General features: G+C 52.8%; 16 protein-coding genes. 4 read left to right on the top strand and 12 right to left on the bottom strand.

What is annotated here, in order from left to right; genetic code table 11:
• Positions 1-71 precede the first annotated feature (71 nt).
• On the bottom strand, positions 72-803 hold the full coding sequence (locus tag NST08_RS22645) for a hypothetical protein (protein WP_210094389.1): 732 nt from the start codon (positions 801-803) through the stop codon (positions 72-74).
• Positions 804-1,173: 370 nt separating this feature from the next.
• On the opposite strand from NST08_RS22645, the gene NST08_RS22640 reads away from it, so the two are divergent.
• On the top strand, positions 1,174-2,157 hold the full coding sequence (locus NST08_RS22640; RefSeq protein WP_007127345.1) for a diaminopimelate dehydrogenase: 984 nt from the start codon (positions 1,174-1,176) through the stop codon (positions 2,155-2,157).
• A gap of 149 nt (positions 2,158-2,306) precedes the next feature.
• Here the strand turns inward: NST08_RS22640 and gdhA are convergent, their stop codons facing one another.
• Together gdhA and NST08_RS22630 are read right to left on the bottom strand one after the other, a co-directional pair.
• A complete protein-coding gene (gene gdhA / locus NST08_RS22635; protein WP_251535441.1) occupies positions 2,307-3,686 on the bottom strand; it encodes an NADP-specific glutamate dehydrogenase in 1,380 nt (459 codons plus the stop codon).
• Between the two features lie 436 nt (positions 3,687-4,122).
• Positions 4,123-4,959 (bottom strand): YitT family protein, encoded by an 837-nt coding sequence (locus NST08_RS22630; protein ID WP_028403835.1) that lies wholly within the window; start codon positions 4,957-4,959, stop codon positions 4,123-4,125.
• 247 nt (positions 4,960-5,206) lie between these two features.
• Here NST08_RS22630 and NST08_RS22625 point away from each other — a divergent pair, with 247 nt between their 5' ends.
• Positions 5,207-5,971: an SDR family oxidoreductase gene (locus tag NST08_RS22625; protein ID WP_028403836.1), complete on the top strand. Its 765-nt coding sequence runs from the start codon at positions 5,207-5,209 to the stop codon at positions 5,969-5,971.
• A 98-nt stretch (positions 5,972-6,069) separates the two neighbouring features.
• Here the strand turns inward: NST08_RS22625 and NST08_RS22620 are convergent, their stop codons facing one another.
• The 6 genes from NST08_RS22620 to NST08_RS22595 all read right to left on the bottom strand — a co-directional run bounded on the left by NST08_RS22620 (position 6,070) and on the right by NST08_RS22595 (position 13,362).
• Positions 6,070-6,408 (bottom strand): VOC family protein, encoded by a 339-nt coding sequence (locus tag NST08_RS22620; RefSeq protein WP_007127349.1) that lies wholly within the window; start codon positions 6,406-6,408, stop codon positions 6,070-6,072.
• A 222-nt stretch (positions 6,409-6,630) separates the two neighbouring features.
• Entirely contained in the window at positions 6,631-7,686 is a 1,056-nt protein-coding gene (locus NST08_RS22615) for a serine hydrolase domain-containing protein (protein ID WP_007127350.1), read from the bottom strand.
• A 177-nt stretch (positions 7,687-7,863) separates the two neighbouring features.
• A complete protein-coding gene (locus NST08_RS22610; RefSeq protein WP_144877830.1) occupies positions 7,864-8,700 on the bottom strand; it encodes a sulfurtransferase in 837 nt (278 codons plus the stop codon).
• A 193-nt stretch (positions 8,701-8,893) separates the two neighbouring features.
• Positions 8,894-11,125, bottom strand: a complete 2,232-nt coding sequence (locus tag NST08_RS22605; protein ID WP_341342315.1) for an acyltransferase family protein — start codon at positions 11,123-11,125, stop codon at positions 8,894-8,896.
• Positions 11,126-11,606: 481 nt separating this feature from the next.
• Positions 11,607-12,767 (bottom strand): sporulation protein YhbH, encoded by a 1,161-nt coding sequence (yhbH, locus tag NST08_RS22600; RefSeq protein ID WP_028403840.1) that lies wholly within the window; start codon positions 12,765-12,767, stop codon positions 11,607-11,609.
• Between the two features lie 175 nt (positions 12,768-12,942).
• Complete coding sequence (locus NST08_RS22595) at positions 12,943-13,362, bottom strand: hypothetical protein (RefSeq protein WP_210094385.1); 420 nt, start codon at positions 13,360-13,362, stop codon at positions 12,943-12,945.
• 211 nt (positions 13,363-13,573) lie between these two features.
• On the opposite strand from NST08_RS22595, the gene NST08_RS22590 reads away from it, so the two are divergent.
• The gene (locus tag NST08_RS22590; RefSeq protein ID WP_028403842.1) at positions 13,574-13,954 is read left to right on the top strand and encodes a DUF423 domain-containing protein; all 381 of its coding nucleotides are present in this window, start codon (positions 13,574-13,576) and stop codon (positions 13,952-13,954) included.
• A gap of 96 nt (positions 13,955-14,050) precedes the next feature.
• On the opposite strand, the gene NST08_RS22585 is transcribed toward NST08_RS22590, so the two are convergent.
• Positions 14,051-14,602, bottom strand: a complete 552-nt coding sequence (locus NST08_RS22585) for a hypothetical protein (protein WP_245255877.1) — start codon at positions 14,600-14,602, stop codon at positions 14,051-14,053.
• A 235-nt stretch (positions 14,603-14,837) separates the two neighbouring features.
• On the opposite strand from NST08_RS22585, the gene NST08_RS22580 reads away from it, so the two are divergent.
• Entirely contained in the window at positions 14,838-15,140 is a 303-nt protein-coding gene (locus NST08_RS22580) for a YunC family protein (protein ID WP_028403844.1), read from the top strand.
• A 134-nt stretch (positions 15,141-15,274) separates the two neighbouring features.
• Here NST08_RS22580 and mtnA read toward each other — a convergent pair whose 3' ends face one another.
• A complete protein-coding gene (gene mtnA / locus NST08_RS22575; protein ID WP_028403845.1) occupies positions 15,275-16,354 on the bottom strand; it encodes an S-methyl-5-thioribose-1-phosphate isomerase in 1,080 nt (359 codons plus the stop codon).
• A complete protein-coding gene (gene mtnK, locus NST08_RS22570) occupies positions 16,351-17,574 on the bottom strand; it encodes an S-methyl-5-thioribose kinase (RefSeq protein WP_028403846.1) in 1,224 nt (407 codons plus the stop codon). Before mtnK ends, mtnA begins: the two co-directional genes overlap by 4 nt.
• Positions 17,575-17,702 lie beyond the last annotated feature (128 nt).

Genomic DNA, 17,702 nt, shown 5'->3' with positions numbered 1-17,702 from the left:
TCGTCTCCGGCTGCCTAGCAGATGCTGCACCATATCGGCAAGCCTCGATGCGATCGATTATCGTTGAACGCCTATTTCAACGGGACCTGCTTGGACAATGCTTCAAACTGTCCCAAGTGCGGAGCGATCTTCTTATAGATGCTCTGCAAATATTTGCGGTCGGCGTCGTTCTTCCGCTGCTCCGCTTCCGTGCCCAGCGGGAAGATCGTGTAGCTCTTGTTGACGGAACCATTCTTGTACTTGACGTCGAACAGGTTGCCTTTCTTCCAGGCTTGATGCAGGCCCTTATTCGTTCCCATGATCTCCAACGTTTCCTTGCCATTCGTATAGGTGAAGCTGAAGTCAGGGTCAGCAACGGCTTGAATGACATCATATCCGTTTGTAAACACCCCATCCTTAAAGATCCCCTTTTGAATCTGGTGCCATCTTACGGTCCCGTCTGCTTGGGTCACCTTATGCGTAAGGACGCCTTTTCCATTCATCTGATCACCGGACCAGCTTCCCGTGTAAACGACTTTATGCTGCTCGCCGTCCTCGATGTATTGATTGATGTACTTCCCGCTTCCGGAGCGTTTGCCATTCACAAAATCGCCGGAATATTGCTTCTCCGTTCCCCATTTTATCGTTCCACGACCGTTAGGCTGCCCGTTTGAAACTTCGCCGTAGTAGGAGGTGCGCTCGGACATTTGTATCCGCTCTTTCGCCGCTGAAGCATCGGCAGAAGCCGCAGCCGGAATGAGCGAAGCGACGGTGAGTGAGGCCGCCAGCGCCGTTGTCAGGGTGATTGCCGTCATTTTTTTCATGTTAAAAAATTCTCCTTTTCTTAGATGATCCTCTATTACATTCGCGTAAAGCCGGCGATATTCCTTTTTAAGGGAATGAAAGCAGGGAGGAGCCCGCCGTTAAACGAGGGCTGCGCGGTTAAGTTCAGGATGCCAGGCACGAAAATTGATTGCGTAATGCCAAAGGCGCTATACTAAAAATCATAGGTTTCTTTTTGGTTTAAGCAGGACGGCGGTTTTTTTGTGAATAAATCGTGAACATTATTGGTAAACACCATGGGCCTGCGAGCAAAAAAAGTTTAACATTCCTATGTAATGTCTTTATACTTTAAAGCAGTAGACTAACACATCAAGCCAACGAATAATAGGATTGGCAAAGGGAGGATCACGCTTGAACTCGAATATCAAAGTCGGAATCGTAGGTTATGGCAACTTAGGCAAAGGCGTCCAGAAGGCAATCGGACAAAACCCCGATCTGGAGCTGGTCGCAATCTTTACGCGCAGAGACCCGCAGCAGATGCCGGAGGTATCCGGTGTGCGCTTCGAGCATATCTCGGCAGCGGAACAGTATATCGGCAAAATTGACGTTATGATCCTGTGCGGAGGATCCGCGACGGATCTGCCTGAGCAGACTCCACAGATCGCTCGTCTGTTCAATACGGTAGACAGCTTCGACACCCATGCCAAAATCCCTGAGTTTTTCGAGCAGGTAAACGAGGCAGCACAGGCTGGCGGCCATGTCAGCGTCATCTCGACAGGCTGGGATCCGGGGCTGTTCTCCATGAATCGCTTGCTTGCCGAGTCGATTCTGCCGGAAGGCCATGATTACACATTCTGGGGCAAGGGCGTGAGCCAAGGTCACTCTGATGCGATCCGTCGTGTACCAGGCGTAAAGGCAGGCGTACAGTACACCATTCCGGTACAAGAGGTTATCGATGATATCCGTTCCGGCTCGACGCCTGAGCTGACGACCCGCGAGAAGCATATCAGAGCCTGCTACGTCGTTGCAGAGGAAGGGGCCGACCAGGAGCAAATCCGCCAGACCATCGTTTCGATGCCGAACTATTTCGCGGACTACGACACGACGGTTACCTTCATTACGCAAGAAGAGCTGGACGCCGAGCATTCGGGCATGCCGCATGGCGGCTTTGTCATCCGCAGCGGCGTTACCGGCAACGGCAGCAGACAGATCATCGAATTCGGTCTGAAGCTGGACAGCAATCCGGAGTTTACCGCCAGCGTGCTTGTAGCTTATGCGAGAGCAGCCTTCCGCTTGAGCGGGGAAGGGCAGAAAGGCGCCAAAACGGTGTTTGATATTCCGCTCGGATACTTGTCCCCTAAATCGGCCGAAGAGCTCCGCCGCGAGCTTCTATAAGCCGTAAGAGAAGGCCTTCCCGTAAGAACGTTCATCTTGCGGGGGGGCTTCTTTTTTTTTACATGAAGGGTTTGAAAAACATGAAAAGGCCGTCCCGCAGCAGAGAATTCCTGCTGGCGGGACGGCCCTGTTATTGGCGTATACCCTCTTTAGACGATGCCTTGGGCGATCATGGAATCGGCCACCTTCAGGAAGCCTGCAATGTTCGCGCCGGCCACCAAATTGCCGGGTACTCCGTATTGCTCTGCCGCATCTACGGCATTGTTATAAATGTTCTTCATGATTTGATGCAGCTTTGCATCGACTTCATCAAAGGTCCAGGCCATGCGCATGCTGTTCTGGCTCATTTCCAGCGCGGATACGGCCACGCCGCCGGCATTTGCGGCTTTCGCCGGTCCAAACAGGACACCTGCCTCGAGGAACAGCTCGATTGCATCAAGCGTTGAAGGCATGTTAGCCCCTTCGGCAACCGCCTTGACGCCATTGTTGATCAGCGTCTTGGCAGATTCGGCATCCAGCTCGTTTTGCGTAGCGCATGGGAGTGCGATGTCACAAGGAACCGTCCAAATGCCGAAGCATCCTGGGTGATACTCCGCATGCGGATGGATGCGAACGTATTCGCTGATCCGGAGGCGGTCTCTCTCCTTGAGGAGCTTAACGGTTTCCAGCTGAATGCCCTCAGGATCATAAATATATCCGTCCGAATCACTGCAGGCTACGACGCGGGCGCCGAGCTGCTGGGCCTTCTCGATCGCATAGATAGAGACGTTACCGGAGCCGGATACGATCACGCGGCTGTCTTTGAAATCAAGCCCTTTGGAAGCAAGCATCTCTTGCGTGAAATAAACGCAGCCGTAACCTGTCGCCTCGGTCCGGACCAAGCTGCCTCCGTAGATGACGCCCTTCCCAGTCAGAACGCCGGATTCATGTCCACCGCGAATGCGCTTGTATTGACCGAACATGTAGCCGATCTCGCGAGCGCCTACCCCGATATCGCCTGCAGGCACGTCGGCATCAGGTCCGATATGGCGGTACAGCTCTGTCATAAAGCTTTGGGTGAAGCGCATGACTTCCTGGTCCGATTTGCCTTTCGGATCAAAGTCGGAACCACCCTTGCCTCCACCGATCGGCAGGCCGGTCAGGGAGTTTTTGAAGATTTGCTCAAAGCCGAGGAATTTCACGATGCCGGCATAGACCGAAGGATGGAACCGGATTCCGCCTTTGTATGGACCGAGGACGCTGTTGAATTGAACGCGGAAGCCGCGGTTCACTTGGATTTTACCCTGATCGTCCGTCCATGGGACACGGAAGGTAATCATTCGCTCCGGCTCGACAAGACGCTCGAGGATTCCATGCTCTTGATACTTCGGGTGTTCAGCCAGGACCGGCACGATGGAATCTACGAATTCCCGAACGGCTTGATGGAACTCGGTCTCATGCGGGTCTCGGGATACGACTTGGGAATAAATGGACTCAACATACGCTTGGGCAGCAGCAAGAGGTGAAGAAACAGAAATATTCGTAGTCACTTTTATGATGCACTCCTTCAAATCGTTAAAGTAGGTTGTCGTGAACGTCCGGCAGCAACAGGGTAGGACCATTGTCCAAATAATTTGCACTAAATCGATAAATCATTGTCACAACTGTATGTTAGGTTGATGAGAATTTTATAGAATTTCGGCGTCATTTTCCAATAAAATGTTTTTTATGGACCTATTAAATATTTCTATGCAGGTAACATTTTATGTGAGTTTAAGGCCGCGAAAGTGCCGAAAAATCAGGGGTTTTCCTGCTTTGGACGAACTTGAAACATCAGATGTTTCAAGCATCTGCACGGCTGTTTTCTCCGCTCCCGTCCGCATGCTTTCAACTTCAAAACGGACATGAAAAAAAAGATCGAAAAAAACCCCCTCACAAGATTTTTCTCGATCTTTGTTTGATTTTAGTGTAAAATGAATCATTTAACTACTTGGATATATCAATGAAGCCTTCGCCGAATACGTCGCGAACGTCATGAATTGTAACAAATGCGTTTTTGTCCTCTGCGCGAACGATCTTCTTCAGCATCGATACCTCCTGCTTGCTGATCACGATGTACAATACATCCTTCGGCTGACCGGTATAATAGCCATATCCTCGCAAAACCGTTACTCCCCGGTCCATAACCTCCGTCACCCGTACCGCAATGCGGTCGTGGTGGGTGGAGATGATCGTGACGGCTTTTTTCGGATTCAGGCCTTCGATAATGAACTCCATAGCCTTGGTACCGATATAGAGAATAACTACCGTGAACATGACCTTCTCAATTCCGATGACGAAGATGGAGAGGCCCGCTACAATCAGGTCGAAGAACAGAAGGGCGTAGCTGATATTCCAGTCCCAATATTTGTTGGCGAGCCGTGCGAGTATGGCCGTACCCGCCGTCGTTCCGCCTACCCTGATGATGAGCCCGATGCCGACCCCGGCAAGGAGCCCGGCGAATATCGCATTAATGACCGGCTCGCTCGACGAAATTTCCCAATGCTCGGTCAGATGCAGGAACAGGGAATTGAAGCCGACAGCAATGATAGTGTAGACGGTCGTTTTCTTATCAAGCAGCTTATAGCCGATAATCAGCAAAATGCCGTTAATGACGATGCTGACGAGCGCGGGGGACCATTTAAGCAGGTAATATAAAATAATCGAAATCCCCGTTACGCCGCCTTCCCCGAAATCGTTCGGAATAATAAACAGGTTGACGGCAAGAGCGAACAGGAAAGCCCCTACCAGCAGCATAAGCATGTCGAAAAGTCTTTTTTTCATACGAATACCTCCACTGAATCTAAACTCACAAAAAAAGCGATTAAAGGAAAAAATCATCCTTTAATCGCCTTATGCAAACGTAAGTTGCGCAGCTCTTTTGATACTTTTTATTATATAGGAACATGACATGACTTGTAAATCATTTTCGATCCGTGTCCTCTCTGAACGGACAGAATAGGAGCGCAACATTTCAAAACGGCCCCTATGGTACAACTGAAAGTGAAATCAGAGGGAAGGGATGATATACATGAGTAAGTTAAATGGAAAAGCAGCACTCGTCACGGGAGCCAGCCGGGGGATCGGAGGGGCGATAGCGAAACGCTTGGCTCAAGAAGGGGCCTTAACAGCCGTTCATTACGGCAAGAACCGGGAAGCTGCCGAGGAGGTTGTGCGCGAAATCGAGCGAAGCGGGGGAAGGGCATTCGCGATCGGGGCTGTGCTGGATACGGTCCAGAGCGTCGAATCGCTCTACGCTGCCCTGGATGAAGAATTACGGCAGCGGACAGGAGAGACGGGGCTCGACATTTTGGTCAACAACGCCGGGATCGGCCTGGCCGTGACCATTGATGAGACATCCGAGAAGGATTTCGACGAGGTGATGCGGGTCAACGTAAAAATGCCGTTTTTCCTGATCCAGCAGGCGCTGCCGCGGCTGAGGGACGGAGGGCGCATCATTAATCTGTCGTCGGCAACGACTAGAATATCGCTGCCGGCCGTTCCGGCCTACAGCATGACCAAGGGAGCGATTAACACGCTTACGCTGTCGCTGGCTAATCAGCTTGGCGCGCGGGGGATTACGATCAACGCCATCCAGCCGGGGTTCATCGCAACCGAGATGAATGCCGCGATGCTGCAGGATCCGGCCTCCCGTCAATTCGGCGCGGAATACTCCATCTTTGGCAGGTGGGGGGAGCCGGCGGATATCGCCGATGTGGCCGCTTTCCTGGCATCCTCGGAAAGCCGCTGGATCACCGGACAGTGCATCGATGCAAGCGGCGGATCGCATCTGTAACGGAATGCAATGTGCACAAGATTACACCCCGTACGCACAGGCTGTGCGCACGGGGTGTTTAGATTTTTTCCTTACTTTAACTTGGGAAGCTGGCAAACCTACGCCAATACCTCCACGGTGAAGCCCCCGGGAGCTTTCACATAGAAGGTCCAACCGTGGGCCCGCTTCGGAGACGACGCCTCGAAGCCGTCCTCCGTTAAACGCCGATACATCTCGTTCACCTTCTCCTCATTCTCCTGGATAAAGCCAATATGGAAGGTTTTCGGATAATGCGCTTCGGTTCCCTTCATCAGCGTCAGCACAAGCCCGTCATCGTCAAACAGCGCGGCAAAGGCTTCCCCGCGCTCTCCACCGATCTTCAACCCGAAGTAGGTTTGCAAGAAATTTTTCGCAGCGGATACATCCGTGACGGTCAGATTAACGTGATTCAATTTCATCTGCAACACTTCCTTTCAGAAATTGGAAATCTAAAACCAGCTTATCACATTCATGCAAATGCGAAGCTTACGGGTGAGAAGCATGGGTGTTGCGCAGGAAATCCGTCACAAGAGTTTAAGGTCGGAAATGCTGAAATAGCTAAACACCCTTAAAATTCCCATCGTTTGTCGAAAGAGAGTTTTGGATATCTATCTTAAGGGTTACTGCTTAACATAAGTGTATTATTTTGCTGCCAATATCAGCTGTTCCGCCATCGCATGCAGCTCCCATACATCACAGGTTTGATTGGCCAGAATGATGCTCGTCGTTTCAATTTTTGGATAGTACGCAAACATGACGGCTACTCCGGCATTAGAACCCTCTTTGTACATACGAACGAGATTTCCCTTAAGATCATAGGTGAAATGAAATCCGTACCCGTTTATGACCTTTCCCCATTCATACGCTCTTTCGATGTCGGTTTGCGGCTTCATGATTTCCCTGGTCATCTCAACGGACAGAAGCTTCCCGTCCGCCAAGGAACGCATGAATACATCAAGATCGCCGACTGTGGTATAGGCTCCTCCGTCAGCAGTACCGATTGGAGGGAAGGAGTAAATATTCTTTTTCCATATCATTTCATTGTCCTCGTTGAAGGCAGCGGCATATCCTTCAGCCACCGCCATATCGCCCTCATCCTTAGCGATAAAGGACGTGTGCTTCATTCCACAAGCTCGAAATATGTTCTGTGCCACATAATCACGGTAGTTTTGACCGGTTGCTTCTTCGATGGCAAGTCCAAGCAGCACAAAAGCACAGTTATTATAGCTGACATCCGTTCCCGCCTTGAACTTCGGCTCCTTATAGGCAAACTGCGGAATAAAATCAATGCAGTTTCTTATTGAATAGTTGGGCTTGCTGATAAACAACGCCTCGTAGCTCTCTCCCAATTCTTCGTCTGCGTCGTCTGCGATGCCCGAAGTATGCGTGAGTAGATGGGCAATTGTCACATCATCAGGAATTTTGGTGCCGGTCAGGTCAATAATGTCCGTTATACGGTCGTCAAGCCGAATCATTCCCCGATCAACAAGCTGCAAAATCGCCACTGCTGTAAACAGCTTCGTGACCGATGCGGTATCAAACCTTGTATGGATCGAATTCGGCACTTGGAAGCCGCGATGAGCCAGGCCGTATGCCTGTTCAAAAATCGTATCGCTGCCGTCTTTGATAAGAACCGCTCCTGCGAAATGATGCTCCTCGTAATATTTATTGAATAAGGAATCAAAATGATGACCCATTACGTTCCCCCCTTAAAATCGGCAACCTTATTTTACCAATCCACAATGGATATGTACCGATAAAAAACAACTATATCCATTCTTGCAGCTGCAATGAAAAACATAGAAAGGGCTGCAGCAGCCTGCCTCTCGGCAAGCAGCCACAGCCCCTTCAACGTGTCCGGGCGCGGACCTTTATTATTCTTCTCCCGTGGAGATCGGGTTCTCCTCGTAGCTGATCCAATCGCTCCAGCTTCCGGCGTACAGCTTCACGTTCGTATATCCGGCCTCCTTCAAAGCGAGCACATTCGGGCATGCAGAGACGCCGGACCCGCAATAAACGATGACCTGGGCATCCTTTGAAATCCCTGAAAAATGCTCCTGGAGCGCTTGCGCATCCTTCCAATGCCCGGATGCATCCTGGACGCCTTTCCAGAAATAGTTGACCGCGCCCGGGATATGGCCGGCCTTCACGTCCAGCGGCTCCTCAATGCCGGCATAGCGGCGCGGATCGCGGGAATCGATAAGGATGTGCGAGCCGTCCTTGGAAGCGGCACGCACATCCTCCATTGAGGCGAGCATGGCCGGCTGAAGCGACGGCTCATACGTCACCGGAATGACGACAGGCGTCTCGTCCGTGACCGGATAGGAAGCCTTCTTCCAGGCCGTAAAGCCTTCGTCCATCACGTAAGCCTGCTCATGTCCCGTGTATTTCAGCATCCACCACAGCCGGCTGGCCATCATGCCGCCTTGGTCATCATAGATAACGACACGCGCGTCCTGATGGATTCCGGCTTTGCCAAAGGCCGAGGCGAGCTGCTCCATGTCCGGAAGCGGATGACGGCCACCATGCTGGGCTGCAGGAGAGGAGAGGTCCTTCTCCAGGTCAAGATAAACGGCCCGCGGAATATGCGTCTCGTCATAAGCGGTACGGCCTTGATCCGGCTGACCCAGGGCAAAACGGCAATCCACGATGACGAGATCGGGCTCGTAGAGCCTTGCCAGCAGCCATTTCATCGATACGATATGGTTCATAGAGATTTTTAGCACCGCCTTTTCATTGGAATGATGAATTCGTAATCGAATTATATCATATTGCTTGCCGCGCTCACGTATATAAGTAAAAAGCCGGCCCGTCTCATAGAATAGGAGAGAGGGCCGGCGTATAGGCAAATCGCTTAGTAAATGAATGATAGCATATGCAGGATAAGTAAGATAAAACCTTATGTTACTTAAGAGCTTCCAGCAGCATGGAAGTATAAGCGGCTGCGCCTTCCGGCTCCAGATGAACGCCGTCCGAGCGGAAATATTCCGGATGGCCCTTGCTGGCCGAATACCAATCGATGAGCTTCACGTTCGGATACCGGTCTGCAGCGGCTGCCAGCATCTCATTGACGTTCTGCTCCCACTCCCGGGGTACCCGGGTATTGACGAGCAATATGCGCTGCGCGGGCTCGAGCGACTTTAACAGACTGTCCAGGTCCTTCTGCGCAAAGGCGCCGTTCGTCCCGAGCCCAATGATGACGGTGCCGCCTTGGATTCGGTTATTCGCCTGCAGCCCGGGCAGGAGATCCCTCGCCTGCCGCATTTGACGGCCGATAACCGCATCGACATGGATGCCGGGGATCGCCTTCTCCAGATAAGGGGAGACGCCTAGCATGACGGAATCGCCGATCGCTGATACGGCAGCGCCTGATATCGGCTCTTTAGTCTGAGTGCCCGGTTTCGGACTTGCCGGCTGCTTCGAGATGCCGCTGCTGCCGGAGTCGCTTTCCGACGGCTTTTCTTGGCCGCCCGGCTTCGAACCGGACGAATCCTTGGCGGTATTCCCGGATGGCGAAGGCGGCGCATCCGACTGCTTACCGCCTGTCTCAGAGCCTTCCTTCACAGCCGCATCCTTCCCTGCAGAGGGAGGCATGTCATCCCCTTGATCTTGAACTCCCCTATGGTCTTTCAAGCTGGAATTGGTATGGGACTGAGCTTCGTCTCCGGGATCGGCCGACTTGGCAGGCGTCGTTGGCTCCGGCGTCGGTTTCCCGTCAGTCTGGCCGGGACCTTCCAAGGGAGCTGGAGGATCGGCAGGGTCCTTTCCGGTTTTGTCCGGTTCGGTGATTGTTTCTTTCGCTGGCAGCTGCGTAATCGTTTCTTCCGGCGCTCCGGCGCGAGTTGGATCGGTTCCGTTCTGATCCAGGTCCGGTCCCGGAATATGAAGCATCGCTGCGATATCACCGGCCGTCTTCGCGTCCGAGACGCTGCTCATCATGCCGGTACAGAATATCCCGATCAGGATAAGCGAGCTGAACGAGACGATCCAGCCTTTCACGGAAATGGAGGCCGGGCGTTTCCGGAGCGATCTCAAGCGCTCCCTCAGCTTCCGGAACCCGCCCCGGCGGATCGGCTGCTCGACATATTTCCAGGACAGGGCAGCCAGCACGATGCTCGCCGCCACCTGCAAGACGATCTGGGGCATGCTGAGCCCGCTGACGCCGGAAGATGGGGAAAACAATATCAACACAGGATAGTGCCACAGATAAATTCCATAAGACCGAACCCCGAGCCACAGCAGCGGCTTCCCGCTGAACAAGCGGGACAGTCCGGTTGCCGGGTGGGCCAATACGGCTACGAGCACGGCCGCTGCAATCGAGAAGAGAAACATCCCGCCCCGGTACAGGAACGGATCGTAACGGTCTACCTTCCACATCATGAGGAGCACAACGAGCAGGGCCAGCATGCCGATCAGGTTCAGCGTACGTCTGACGGCAGGCGACGCGGAAACGGGGAGCTTCCAGCTGGGCCAAACGATGGCGAGTCCGGCTCCGATGAGCAGGCCGAAGGCTCTTGTATCGGTCCCGTAATAGACACGGCTTGGATCCGTTCCAGGCTGATACAGCACACCCATGACCGCGGCCGACAGAAGGGCTCCCGCCGCGATGAACGCGAACAGCTGGCCTCTTCGCGGGAACAGCTTAAGGCCGGCCAGCATGATCAGCGGCCACAACAGATAGAACTGCTCCTCTACAGCCAGCGACCAGAAATGCCCAAGAGGCGAAGGGGGACCGAAGGATTCGAAATAGGATTGCTGCTCGAATATAAACTGCCAATTGCTTATGTACGTGATCGCCCCGAGCACGTCGCCCCTAAGGTTTGGCAGACGCTCGCGATCAAACAGGGTTACCCATGCAACGATGAGGAGGAGCATGATCATGATGGCCGGCAGCAGACGCCGAAACCTTCGGACCCAGAAGTCCTTCAAGTCGATTCGGCGGTGATGATGCCACTGCGATGTAAGGATGTCCGTGATTAGATATCCGGACAGCACGAAAAACAAGCTGACTCCGAGGAATCCGCCGCTTGCAAAGCCAAAGCCCCAGTGATACGCCATGACGCCGATGAGCGCCAGGGCGCGGAGCCCGTCAAGACCGGGCATATAACGCGAGTGCGACTTACCGGATCCGGGCACGGCCCACTCCCCCTTTCGAGCGGCATGGGCCTGCTCCGCCCTGCAACAGCTGCCGTGATAATATGTAGGACATATTCACAAACGTCTGGATGTCTAGATATGGATGTGTCATTTGGAACATGGTAAACCTTCCCTTTCATTTAGCAGAAGCTGCAGCTTATGTAATAATGGATCGAATTCTGCAAAATCCTGCAACAAGATGTCATAGCTAATACTATCATCTTCGGAGGAGTAGAAGGTGACAAAATAATGAACCTGAGGCTACAGCGAGATAACAATATGAAGACAGATTATTCATTTGATTTCGGTGCGGCTGTGCTTGCCGGCGTGCCGGCTCGCATTCGGCTTGTTAGCGGCAATGGGTAGAGGAATTGAGGCAAGGCGAGACGAGAGCAATCCCCATAAGAAAGAGGAGGCAGTACCTCCTCCGTTTGCGATGAATCCCATTTTCAAAAGGTTATTTTTCTCGCGGGGCGAACAGCTACACAGCAGCTCCTTCCCGCTTCCGGAAAAATGTCTTCAGCGCCTCGTACACCTCGCCCTTATCCTTAATGACATGATACATAAACTGGTCCAGCTTAATGTTCTTGTAAGCGGACATTAGCGTACTGCTTCGGTTGTATTGGTTGACCTCGCCGTATCCGAACATATTGCTTACCTTCAGCAGCTCGCCGATCAGCTTGACGCATCGTTCGTTATCGGAGGTGAGGTTGTCGCCGTCCGAGAAATGAAAAGGGTAGATGTTGTAGTTGGCAGGAGGATACCGGTTATGGATGATGTCGAGTGCCTTCTGGTAAGCCGATGAACAGATCGTGCCCCCGCTTTCGCCCCGGGTGAAGAACTCCTCCTCGGTCACTTCCTTCGCTTCGGTATGGTGGGCGATAAATACGATTTCCACCTTTTCGTACTGCCTGCGGAGAAAGCGGGTCATCCAGAAGAAGAAGCTTCGCGCGCAGTACTTCTCGAAGGAGCCCATACTGCCTGACGTATCCATCATGGCGATAATAACGGCATTTGATTCAGGGACAACCGTATCGTCCCATGTTTTGTAGCGGAGATCGTCGGGGCTGATGCCATGGATGCCGGGCTTGCCGTCTCTGGCGTTGCGCCGCAGATTTTCAAGAATGGTCCGCTTCTTGTCGATGTTGGACATGATGCCTTTCTTGCGGATATCGTTAAAGACGATGGATTGCGTCTCGATCTGCTCCTTGTCTTTGGGCTGAAGATGCGGGAGCTCGAGCTCCTCGAACAGCATGTTCTCCAATTCCTCCAAGCTGACCTCGGTTTCCACAATATCATAGCCCGCCTGATCGCCGGCCGATTCCCCTTTACCGGGCTGGGCAGAGGCAGGGTCGCGTCCGAGAACGTCACCGACCTTGCTGTCTCCGTCTCCTTGACCGACATGCTTCTGTTTCTGGTAATTATAGATGAACCGATATTCGTCAAGACTGCGGATCGGAACTTTAATGATCTGCTTGCCGTCGGACATAATAATATTTTCCTCGGTGATGAGGTCGGGCAGGTTGCGCTTGATCACTTCGCGGATTTTATGCTGGTGGCGCACCTGATCCTGGTAGCCTTTGCGGTGCAGCGACCAGTCTTCGCGGGATACGACGAACGAGTGTGCATCTTTGCTTTGCATGGACAGTCACCTCCCAAGTTGGCGTTGACACTGCTGCCTTCATTCGGCTGTAGTATTTCATTATATTCGGAAGAAAGAGCGATATGTGAGTGCGAATCGGTGCAAGCCATGAAAAAGACATCTTCCCGCCGATTCGGCGAACAAGATGTCTTCGCGATGGGTTAGGCATATGCGATTATCCGTTCAATACGAAGAGGAATAATGCTCCTATCGTTAGTACGACGACGCCGTTTACGATCGTAGCGATGACCGCAACGGTGCGCTTGCGGATTTTGGAGAAGCACCCAACGATCCCGAGAATGAGTCCGGCCAGATTGATGATCATGACGATGATGAATACTGCGGCCAGCGTAGTCATCGCCTCCACGGTTTCCTGGGTCGGCTGCAGCACGCCAGCCTCGGTGATATACGGCTCGACCATTGTCGTGCCGAGCGCGCCTAGAAAAATATAACCGAGCAGCGTTACGATCGACAGGATGAACGAAGCAATGCCGAAGCGGGAGTGCTTCCGATCCTCGGGAGGGATGAAGGTCGTTGTCGAATGGCTTGAAGCAGGCTTGTCTCCGGAAGGCGACGAGCTAGAACGTTGATCCATGAATACAAATCGCTCCTTACTTGGAATGACTTTCGATATACATGCCGTCCACAGGGAAGCTTGATTAGGCATCCTTATTAATTTTTCACAAAATGTACCTTAAATCAAGTCCAATCCTGCCGCCAACCGGTGGAAAAGCTTCGTATCATCCGGTAAACTTAAGGCATAGCGGGGCGGATAACGCCCGTATGAGAAGAAAGGATTGAAACCAATGCGTCGGACATTTATAGCTTGGGGCTCGGTCTTGATGGCGCTGTCCGTGGCGATCGGAGCTTTCGGAGCGCATATGCTGGAAGGAAAGATTTCGGCAGATGAGCTTGCCGTATATGAAACGGGTGTTCATTATCATATGATTCACGGGATTGCTGTCCTGATCGCGGGCATTCTGGCAGGTGCGCTTGGAGAGTCGCGCAAGCTGTACTGGGCGGGAACGCTGTTTATTGCAGGCGTGATCATTTTTTCAGGCAGCTTGTACGTGCTCAGCATCTCGGGTGCTAAGTGGCTTGGAGCCATTACGCCGATCGGCGGCGTATCGTTCATCGTCGGATGGATTATGCTGCTGTCGGCAGCGTTGTCCCGAAGCAAGGCATAAGAGCATGGCAGACAAGAAGAAACGGCTTCGTCCATCCCAAGGAAAGGGAGAGGGCGGGGCCGTTTCTTTATCTTTCTGCAACCCTATTACAGACGTTCAGCTGACGCTGAACTCGTCAATTTCATTGAGCTTGAACGTATATACCTGCTTCTCGTCGACATGATAGACGTTGACCAGGAAATTGCTCTCATCATAATTCAGAATACGGCACGGGAGGCTGGTTTGTTTGCCGTGGCGATTGGTCGTCAGGCGAACAAGGCGATTATCCTTGCTGTACATTTTAATCCACTCGAAAGGATCTGTTCCGGTTTCGGGAGCCGAAGCCGTGACGGGAGGTTTGCTGGCCGATCCGTTCTGCGCTGCAGGCGGGGATGCCGCTTGGGACGGTTTGGTCTTCTCGACAGGGAGAGAAGCGGGAGTCATCTTCTGTGAGGCTTTCGTGATGACGGAAGTTTTCTTGGCTTGGACCAATGTATTGATGATTTCACCAAGCTCCATGCCGGATTTGATCCGGAAATCGACGACTTCGGATTTGCCGTTCAGCATTTCAAGCAAATATTGTAAAGCCAGTGCGTTGGAGGGGCTTTTAACCAAAATATCAACGTTAAATAAAAAGCCGTGGTCCTCGATGTCAGGGTTTGTGTTCATAGCTTTTATCATTCACCAGCTTTCATATGTTTCTACTGAATCAAATATACCATAATTTTGAGATTTTCATAGTCCTAATGTCACACGCTCGTACATGATTATCTTCGCTTTAATAGACATTTGCACAAATGCCGCTGAGAGGAACGTCTCAGGCAGCGAAAGGGCCTTTCGCACCATGTCGGCAATAAAAGAATAAACATAATTCTAGACCTGATGTGAGAGGGGGTTAAGCCGATTGGTTACGCTGCTGCCGATTGACATTGAAGGACACACCGTCATGGGGGTCGAGGTTAAGCTGCCAAAGACGACGCTGCTGGCCGTCTATACTTCCCGCGGTTATATTATGTGCGGCGCGCTGGATGTCGGTCTGCTGAACGATAAGCTTGCGGACCGGAAGATCATTGCAGGGAGAGCCGTAGGCGTGCGAACATTGGAACAGCTTCTGGAGGCACCTCTGGAATCGGTGACGCTGGAGGCGGAGAAATGGGGCATCCATCCGGGACTGCAAGGCAAAGATGCAATTCTTCGGATGTTGTAATGGTGTTTTATGCAGCAAGGCGATTTCGTAAATGAAAGCTCTCCTTTCCCAGGGCATCGAGAGTGTCAGGATCGTAACATAAAAAACGGACACCGATCATCGTGGTGTCCGTTTTGTTAGTGATTAAGCTGCAGCTATTCGAACAGCTTCTTCAAATTTTCGTGATATGGCGCCTGTACAACGCCCTTCTCGGTAATGATCGCGGTGACGTATTCGTGCGGCGTTACGTCGAAGGCCGGGTTATACACCTTTACGCCTTGCGGAGCCGTGCGCTTGCCGAAGCCCTCGGTGATTTCCTCCGCCGGTCGCTCCTCGATCGGAATATCGGCGCCGGTAGGCGTCTCCAGATCAATCGTAGATAACGGGCAGGCTACATAGAACGGAATGCCGTGCGCCTTCGCCAGAACGGCTACGCCATAAGTGCCGATCTTGTTGGCGACATCGCCGTTCGCGGCGACGCGGTCCGTTCCGACGATAACCGCCTGCACCCAACCCTTGGACATGACCATGGCAGCCATGTTGTCCGCCAAGAGGGTTACGTCGATGCCGGCCTGCTGCAGCTCGAAGGCGGTCAGCCGCGCGCCTTGCAGCACGGGACGGGTCTCGTCCGCGAACACCTTGATCTTCATGCCCTGCTCATGGGCAAGGTACATCGGCGCCAGCGCGGTACCGTATTTGGCCGTTGCCAAGCCGCCTGCGTTGCAGTGCGTAAGGATGCCCATACCGTCTTTGAAGAACGGCAGCGCGTTCTCGCCGATTCGGCGGCAAACATCCTCGTCCTCCGCGCGAATGGCTTCTGCTTCTGCCAGGAATGCCGCATTCAGCCCGCTGATATCGAGGCCGTCCGCAGCGAGCTTGGCCGCGGCAAGCTTCATCCGGTCCAGCGCCCAGAATAGGTTGACGGCTGTCGGTCTGGAGGTGGCCAGGTATTCGCTCGTCTTGACAACCTGCTCGAGCCATCCGCCGGCATCGCTGCCTTCATAACGGAGTCCTCCAAGCACAGTTCCGAAGGCGGCCGCGATGCCGATCGCCGGCGCGCCCCGAACCTTCATGGAATGAATGCCTTCCCAGACTTCCTCGGGGGTATAGAGCTTCAGATAGACGATTTCTTCGGGCAGAAGCCGCTGGTCTAGCAATACCAGGTGGTCTCCGCCCCAATATACGGAGCTTAGCGGTTCATGGGTGGTGGAATTATCGGTGGTCATACCGCTCATATCGATACCTCATTTCCTTGGGATGCTTGTTCGACCAATGTTACGATATCATCAATGGATTGAATGGAGCGGTGGTGCCGCACCAGGCTCTTGCCGATTGCCAATGCTTTACGCTGAGCCGCTTCCCTGCCCTTGTCGCCCGGGATCGTGTCGATATCGGCCACGTGAGACAGGCCTACGATGCGCCGTATCATTTTGCAGCCGGCAAATCCGGCGGTATCCTTTAGAATCTGGGAAATGTAATAATCCTGATAGCCTGCCGTACGGGACATCTCGTCTTGCAGACCTTCATTCCAGAGCAGGCGGAAACCGCTCTCGAAATGCGTCCATACGCCCCGCGCCATCTCAATAAGTCTTGCTTCACGGGCAGCCCGTGTCTGCTCATCCGAGGACCATCCGATCTGCGACGCATAGTTGAGCAGCAGATTGCCGATGACCGCGCCGATATCGAATCCCATAGGCCCGAAGAAGGCGAATTCCGGGTCGATGACCTTGGTCGAATCCGGCTTGACGAAGATGCTTCCTGTATGAAGATCCCCGTGAAGCAGCGCCTGCGCCTGCGTCAAAAACTTATGGCGAAGCAGCGTGACTTCGAAGTGAAGCTCCGTATCGGAACGAAGCACCTCCGCCTCATCCTCGATCGCCTCGGAATAATTGTTGTTGTCCGATTTCCGGTAAGGATCCTCGAAGATCAGATCCTCGGTGATTTTGCATAAATCGGGATTCACGAACTGGCCGGCAAGCACCTTCTTCTCCTGCTGATTCATCCCGAGATCCGACGTGTAGAAGAGCGTTCTCGCCAAAAACTCCCCGATATGCTCGGCGAATTTCGGATAGGCTTGGCCTTCGATGAGCCCTCTGCGCATAATCGTATATTCGCTCAGATCCTCCATCACGGTATAGGCAAGCTCATCGGAATATCCGTAGACCTCAGGTACAAGTTCCGGGCAGATCTTATGCTCGGTTTCTAAGGCCAAACGCTCGATTCGCGCACGGTCCAGAGACAGCGGCCACGATTCGCCGACGACCTTTGCATAAGGAACGGCCTGCTTGATAATGATACTATCAGCCGTATTTTTGGCGGTGACGTGAAACACCAGATTCAGATTGCCGTCGCCGATTTCCCGGCACTCCAGCTCGGCATGCTCCGGGAACCGGCCCGGGATACTTCTTGCTAACTGTATAGCTTCCTCTGCGCTCAGCGGATGATATGCAGACATGGATGGTCACCCCCAAATATAATAGAAGAAAACTTAAAGCCAACTTTTTTGCTTGGTATTACCTAGTATAACGGTTTTTCGCGAATTTTGTATAATTTTTTGGACGGCTGCGGAATATGCGAAAGGAG

This window comes from Paenibacillus sp. FSL K6-1566, assembly GCF_038050475.1.
GTDB classification, from domain to species: Bacteria; Bacillota; Bacilli; order Paenibacillales; family Paenibacillaceae; genus Paenibacillus_AQ; species Paenibacillus_AQ lactis.
The sequence above is the reverse complement of the archived record's forward strand: the minus strand, read 5'-3'. Positions and strand labels throughout refer to the sequence as shown.

Coding starts and splice junctions, on each gene's coding strand:
- NST08_RS22590 (WP_028403842.1), top strand. CDS start 13,574: ATGCGTCGGACATTTATAGCTTGGGGCTCGGTCTTGATGGCGCTGTCC.
- mtnK (WP_028403846.1), bottom strand. CDS start 17,574: ATGTCTGCATATCATCCGCTGAGCGCAGAGGAAGCTATACAGTTAGCA.
- NST08_RS22620 (WP_007127349.1), bottom strand. CDS start 6,408: ATGAAATTGAATCACGTTAATCTGACCGTCACGGATGTATCCGCTGCG.
- NST08_RS22630 (WP_028403835.1), bottom strand. CDS start 4,959: ATGAAAAAAAGACTTTTCGACATGCTTATGCTGCTGGTAGGGGCTTTC.
- NST08_RS22585 (WP_245255877.1), bottom strand. CDS start 14,602: ATGAACACAAACCCTGACATCGAGGACCACGGCTTTTTATTTAACGTT.
- mtnA (WP_028403845.1), bottom strand. CDS start 16,354: ATGAGCGGTATGACCACCGATAATTCCACCACCCATGAACCGCTAAGC.
- NST08_RS22645 (WP_210094389.1), bottom strand. CDS start 803: ATGAAAAAAATGACGGCAATCACCCTGACAACGGCGCTGGCGGCCTCA.
- NST08_RS22615 (WP_007127350.1), bottom strand. CDS start 7,686: ATGGGTCATCATTTTGATTCCTTATTCAATAAATATTACGAGGAGCAT.
- NST08_RS22625 (WP_028403836.1), top strand. CDS start 5,207: ATGAGTAAGTTAAATGGAAAAGCAGCACTCGTCACGGGAGCCAGCCGG.
- yhbH (WP_028403840.1), bottom strand. CDS start 12,767: ATGCAAAGCAAAGATGCACACTCGTTCGTCGTATCCCGCGAAGACTGG.
- NST08_RS22595 (WP_210094385.1), bottom strand. CDS start 13,362: ATGGATCAACGTTCTAGCTCGTCGCCTTCCGGAGACAAGCCTGCTTCA.
- NST08_RS22610 (WP_144877830.1), bottom strand. CDS start 8,700: ATGAACCATATCGTATCGATGAAATGGCTGCTGGCAAGGCTCTACGAG.